This window comes from Actinoplanes sp. NPDC051633, from assembly GCF_040681735.1.
GTDB lineage: Bacteria > Actinomycetota > Actinomycetes > Mycobacteriales > Micromonosporaceae > Actinoplanes.
Genome location: NZ_JBFAZH010000524.1, coordinates 1 through 5,370 on the forward strand (window position 1 = coordinate 1; position 5,370 = coordinate 5,370).

Consider the following 5,370-nt stretch of genomic DNA (forward strand, 5'->3'; position numbering starts at 1 on the left):
GGTGACGCCCCGGTCACGATGATCAGGTCGGCCCGGTCCAGGCGGTCGAGGTCGGCGTCCGGCGTGATCAGGAAACCCGTCGAGGTGCGCAGCGGCCCGGGCGTCGCCGCGCAGACCGCGTACCGGTAGCGCGGCAGCTCCGGGTCGGCCCGCGGGAGGCCGAAGATCTCGCTGGCGATGCCCAGCTCGAAGGCGGCCACCGGCTCGGCGACGACGACGGCCACATCTACGGTCATGAGCCCATGATGGCACGAACTGCGGCCTGCGTGGCAAATCTGCCAACCGGGAGCGGGTACGGGGAAGGCATGACCTTCCTGGGACCGCTACTGATCGTGTACGTCGTCTGGGGCTCCACGTACCTCGCGCAGAAGGTGGGGCTCGAGGGCCTGCCCCCGCTGACCATGAACGCGATCCGTTTCCTGGTCGCCGGCGCGCTGCTCTACGCGTGGTGCCGGTATCGGCGGATGCCGAACCCGGACCGCCCGCAGTGGCGGGCCGGCGCGATCCAGGGCCTGTTGCTGCCGGCCGCCGGCACCGGTGGCGCGGCGTGGGCCGAGCAGTGGCTCTCGTCCGGCGTCACCGCGCTCTTCCTGGCGAGCATCCCGCTGTGGATCGTGCTGGGCCGGCGCTTCACCGACGGGGAACGGATCACCTGGCCGGTGGCCCTGGGCCTGCTCGCCGGCTTCGCGGGGGTGGCCGTGCTGGCCCGCCCGGCCGGTGGCGGCGACGCGGTGGCGATCGGGGTCGCGCTGGCCGGCGCGCTGTGCTGGGGGCTGGGCACCGTCTACGCCGGGCACGCGCCCCGACCGGCCTCGGCGCTGATGGCGAGCGCCATCGAGATGCTGTGCGCGGGCGCCATCCTCACCGTGCTCTCCGGCGTCACCGGCGAGTGGACGCGGATCGACGTGACCGGCCGGGCCGCGCTCGCGGTGGGCTACCTCATCGTGTTCGGCAGCCTGGTCGCCTACACGGCGTACACCTGGCTGCTCGACCACGTCGCGCCGCGGATCGCCGGCACCTACGCCTTCGTGAACCCCGTCGTGGCGGTCCTGCTCGGCTGGTGGATGCTCAACGAGCCGCTGACCGCGCGGACGATCCTGGCCACCGCGGTCATCGCGGCCGGGGTGGCCCTGATCGTGCTGGCGCCTGTCCGGGCCCAGCCGCCCTCCGCGTCAAGCGCAGCCGATTCGGGCTCAGCCGATCGTGAGGTCGAGCGTCTTCGTACCTGACTTGGGGATCGACACCTTGTCGTCCCATGCGCCCGAGGCGACCGTGCCGCCCGCCCCGCCGGTCAGGGTCCAGCGCAGGAGCACCGCGCCGCCGCCGATGATCGACATGTCGTAGGTGCCGCCCTGCCCGGTGAAGTCGGCGACGGCCAGCTCGTCACCGGTCGCCGCGTTCACCGCGGTGATCCGGCCCCCGGTGAACGACGGTTGCCCGGGCCCCACCGTGATCGTGCCGGTCAGCCGGCTCCCCGCGGAGAGCGTCATGTCGTAGGTCGCGCCCGTTCCCGGCAGCACGGTGACCGTCTCGGCCTGGAAGCGGTTGCCCGTCGGGCCGGGCAGCTGCCGCGGCGCGGAGCCGTCCTTCGGGGTGAAGATCAGGGGCCACGGGTACGGGCCGAGTGAATAGACCCGGAAGCTGCCGTCGGGGAAGCTCTCGAAGAACGGCGGCGTGGTGTCCAGCGGCCACGCGTTGACGCCGACATTGACCTTGGCCAGCGGCGCGCCCGCGGGATTCCGTACCGTGCCCCGGATGTCCCCGCCCGGATCCAGCAGCACCCGCGGCAACCTCGTGGTCCTGCCGGTCTTCACCTTGAACTTCACGGCCTCCTTCTGGTCGCCGGAGCCGCCGCTCTCGCCGACCCACTGCGCGCCCAGGCCCCGGGCGTTGGTCGAGTAGACGAACATCTGGTACGTGCCGGCCGGCGCCGCGTACGTCGTGAGCTTGCCGTTCTTGTAGGTGCAGCCCTGGTGCCTCCCGTCGGGCACGCCGCCCTCGCCCGGCGTCGCGAGCACGACGCACCACTGCTTCTGCCCGGTGCCCGTCGCCCGGTCGACGACCTCGACGCTGACCCGGCCGCCCTCGTCGAGTGGCACGGTCACGTCCGTGCGGCCGCCGTCGGCCACCGTCACCGGCACCGGGCCGCTGGGCAGGTGGTCGCTGCTGCTCTCGGGGTTCACCCGAATCGTGGTCGGCCCGGCCGTCAGCCCGGGAATGGTCACCGTCGCGCCGTCCGTGCAGTAGCCGGTCGCATTGCCGACCGACACGCAGAAGTGTGCGGCCGGACCGCCGGTCGCCTTGTCCGTCGCCGTGACCCGCAGCGTGCTGCCGAGCACCCAGGTGTCGTCGACGACCGTGGCCGAGCCGGGCGTCAGCGTGAACACGTGTGCCTGCTCGGCGGTGGCCTGCCCGTACGCGTACTGGGTGAGGTCGCTGGCGAGGTTCCAGAAGGACACCCGGTAGTTCTCCGGGTCGATGCCGTTGACCGCCCAGGTGCCGTCCCGGCCGGTGACGTCCCCGTACGACCTGCCGCCGGCCACCGCCTTCACGGTGACGAAGGCGTTCACCACCGGCGTGCCGTCCGGCGTGGTCAGCGTGCCGCTCAGGGCGGCGGACTCGACGTCGCGGGTGTTCGCCGTGGTCACCTCGCCGGCCCGCACGGTGATGCGCTCGGCCTGATCGCGATGCACGGTGCCCGGGACGTACGTGTCGCTGCGGTCGGGGTTCTCCCAGGAGACCAGGTACACGCCCGGTTCCAGGCCGCCGAAGTAGTAGCTGCCGTCGTCCCCGGAGTACTGCGTCTCGACGACCGTGTCGTCCTGCCAGACCTTCACGACGCGGTCGGTCACCGGCCGGCCGCCGCTGTACTTCAGCGTGCCCTGGATCGCGCCCCGCGGCAGCAGCGTCTCGTCGACGACGGTCGTCTGCCCCGTCGCGACCGTGAACACCGCGCCGTCCTCGAGCCGCGTCACCTGCGGCACGTACTGGAAGCCGGTGATCTCGGTCTCGACGGCGACCCGCCACTGCCCGGCGGGCACGCTGATCGAGTATCGCCCGCCGTCGAACGTGTCGCCGCGGACGAGCCCGGTGCCGTCCACCGGGTACGCGGTCAGATAGAAGTCGGTGGCCGGACCGCCGGACGACGCCGTCACCGTCCCGCTGATCGTGCCCGTGACGACGCCGGCCGCGGCGGCGCGGACGGGGTTCGCCCACCCGCCGATGATCAAGAGTCCGGCCGTGGCGGCCGCGATTATCCGGCGGATCAAGGCGATCAGCTCCCCGTGTGTCGATGTCGCATCATCCACAAGGGAGGGTACTGCCCGACGCCGCTCCCGGTGGGGCGGCCGGTCCCGGATCGTGGCCCGTTCTGGTGAGGTGGGACCGCGGTCCGGGGCCCTACCTTGCTGGTATGTCGAGATTCGCTGTCGTTGTCGGACTGTTGCTGGCGCTGGGTGGGTGCGGCGCCGACGAGACCGTGGTCAAGGTGGTCGACGAGGGCACGCACGTCACGGGTACGCGATCCGGCGCGGTGACCGTCCCGCTGGGGGAGAAGCTGGTCGTCGACCTCGGCGAGGTGAACCACTCGATCGGCGACGGATGGTTCCTCGTCACGCCGCCCGACCGGGCCGTGCTGACCGACGAGGGCGACCAGTACGACTCCGAATGTGACAAGCCCGGCTGCGGCGGCACCATGACCTGGCGTTTCGGCACGGCCGCGGCCGGCGCAACCGAGCTCACGCTGCAGTACTGCTATCGCTCCCGGCCGCCGAACTGCGAGCCGATGTCCGATCGCGGCCCGGCCGACCCGGTCGAGATCGCGGTGACGGTCTCCTAGAACCGCTTCACGTAGCGATGGCAGGGCACGCCGATGGTGGTGCCGTCGTGCTCGGCCCGATACTCGAACTCGCCCTCGTCGAGCCAGCCGGACCGCTCGTAGAAGCGGCGCGCGCGGGCGTTGCCGGACACCACGGCCAGCCAGGCGGCGCTGTGACCGGCCGCCGCGACCTGCCGTTCCCCCTCGGCGAGGAGCCGGCCGGCGATGCCGCTGCCCCGGTGCTGCGCGGCGACGAAGACCTGTTCCACCTCGTCGTCCGCCACCGTCACGAACCCGGCCACCACACCGTCCACCTCGGCGACGGTGGTGCCCGGGATCCGGTCGGCGGCGCGCGGCCGGAACGACTTCTCGGTGCGCACGACGACCAGCTCCTCCGGGACGTGGCCCAGATGACCGTCGCGCCAGGCGGCCGCCCAGACCGCGGCGACCGCGTCGGTGTCGGCGGGCCGGGCGGGCCGGAGCTCGATCATTCGGCGGTCGCGCGGACGTCTTCGCCGTAGACGTGGTCGACCGTCAGGACCAGCAGCACCCGGCGGTCGGAGACCATCACCGAGCGGTACTCGTCCCAGTCCGGGTGCTCGCCCGCAGCCCGGCGGTAGTAGTCGACCAGCGCCTCGACCTCCGGTCCCTGCGGATCGGCGCCCGGCCCGATCAGCTCGACCGGGCCCTCCGCGGTGGCCCACGCCCAGCCGTCGGAGCGGGTGACCTCGAGGGCGGCACGCGGGTCGCGGCGCAGGTTGGCGGTCTTGGCGCGGCCCTCGGTGATCGAGACGTAGATGCGGCCGGCCTCCCGGTCGTAGAACGGCGTCACCGGCGAGAGCTGCGGCAGGCCACTGGCCTTGATAGTTGCCAGCACGCCGATGCGGCTCTCGGCGAGCAGAGCCCGGGGATCGAAGTCGCTCATCGCAGCCTCAGTTGTTGTCGATGGGAGTGGCGCCGAGGGACAGCTCGGTGTCGGCGACCATGCGGGCCACGTCGATCGGGCGGCGCTGGAACTCCTGCGCCACCACCTCGAACGGGTCGACGTCGTGGGCGTTGCCCTGGGCATCGGTGGCGCGCAGGACGTACCGGTAGCCGCGCGGGGAGTTCGGCGCCTCCCGGACCTGCCAGGTGGCACGCCGGTCGACGGCCATCACGCGGGCCAGAAACGACACGATGTCGGTGTGCAGGGTCGCCCAGTCGCTGTTCTCGAACTCCTCGAGCGGCAGCTCGTTGATGTAGCTCTGCAGGTACGGAAGGACCGAGACGGGGTCGCTGTCGGCCTCGCCGGGAGGCGCGCCGACGACCTCGATGACGGAGTCGAAGTTGTCCCGGAGGTCGGCCGCCCAGTCCGGCAGCCCGGATCGTGCCTCGTCGACCCTGCTCGAATCCGTCACGTCTCGCCTTCCGCAGGTCAGCTGGTCTCGGTGAAGATGATCCCGGCCTTGGTCAGATAGTCCCGCAACGCCGGGCTCGGCCCGGCGCCGAGGAACGCCCAGCGCGGATCGTACGACGGGTCGGCGTTCCGCAGGGCGACGTCCTTGTTGATCTGT

At 72.1% G+C, this 5,370-nt stretch carries 6 protein-coding genes and 1 pseudogene; 2 read left to right on the plus strand and 5 right to left on the minus strand.

Annotation, left to right across the window (positions count from 1 at the left end; all coding sequences use genetic code 11):
* A pseudogene (locus AB0M20_RS25620) lies at positions 1–236 on the minus strand (AraC family transcriptional regulator); the annotation flags it as partial.
* Positions 237–305: 69 nt separating this feature from the next.
* On the opposite strand from AB0M20_RS25620, the gene AB0M20_RS25625 reads away from it, so the two are divergent.
* Positions 306–1,229, plus strand: coding sequence for an EamA family transporter (locus AB0M20_RS25625; RefSeq protein WP_364302296.1), 924 nt, complete (start codon positions 306–308; stop codon positions 1,227–1,229).
* Here the strand turns inward: AB0M20_RS25625 and AB0M20_RS25630 are convergent.
* Positions 1,194–3,269: a carboxypeptidase-like regulatory domain-containing protein gene (locus AB0M20_RS25630; RefSeq protein ID WP_364302298.1), complete on the minus strand. Its 2,076-nt coding sequence runs from the start codon at positions 3,267–3,269 to the stop codon at positions 1,194–1,196. The two genes, AB0M20_RS25625 and AB0M20_RS25630, sit on opposite strands and share 36 nt — an antisense overlap.
* A gap of 143 nt (positions 3,270–3,412) precedes the next feature.
* Here AB0M20_RS25630 and AB0M20_RS25635 point away from each other — a divergent pair, with 143 nt between their 5' ends.
* On the plus strand, positions 3,413–3,838 hold the full coding sequence (locus AB0M20_RS25635) for a protease inhibitor I42 family protein (protein WP_364302300.1): 426 nt from the start codon (positions 3,413–3,415) through the stop codon (positions 3,836–3,838).
* Here AB0M20_RS25635 and AB0M20_RS25640 read toward each other — a convergent pair.
* Genes AB0M20_RS25640 through AB0M20_RS25650 form a run of 3 tightly spaced genes read right to left on the minus strand, consistent with a single transcriptional unit; the run spans position 3,835 to position 5,214 of the window.
* Positions 3,835–4,308: a GNAT family N-acetyltransferase gene (locus AB0M20_RS25640; RefSeq protein ID WP_364302302.1), complete on the minus strand. Its 474-nt coding sequence runs from the start codon at positions 4,306–4,308 to the stop codon at positions 3,835–3,837. The genes AB0M20_RS25635 and AB0M20_RS25640 overlap by 4 nt on opposite strands.
* A complete protein-coding gene (locus AB0M20_RS25645; protein ID WP_364302304.1) occupies positions 4,305–4,742 on the minus strand; it encodes a PPOX class F420-dependent oxidoreductase in 438 nt (145 codons plus the stop codon). The genes AB0M20_RS25640 and AB0M20_RS25645 overlap by 4 nt, the downstream gene beginning before the upstream one ends.
* Before the next feature lie 7 nt (positions 4,743–4,749).
* Positions 4,750–5,214 carry a hypothetical protein gene (locus AB0M20_RS25650; RefSeq protein WP_364302306.1) on the minus strand — a complete coding sequence of 155 codons (465 nt, stop codon included), beginning with the start codon at positions 5,212–5,214 and terminating at the stop codon, positions 4,750–4,752.
* Between the last annotated feature and the right edge of the window lie 156 nt (positions 5,215–5,370).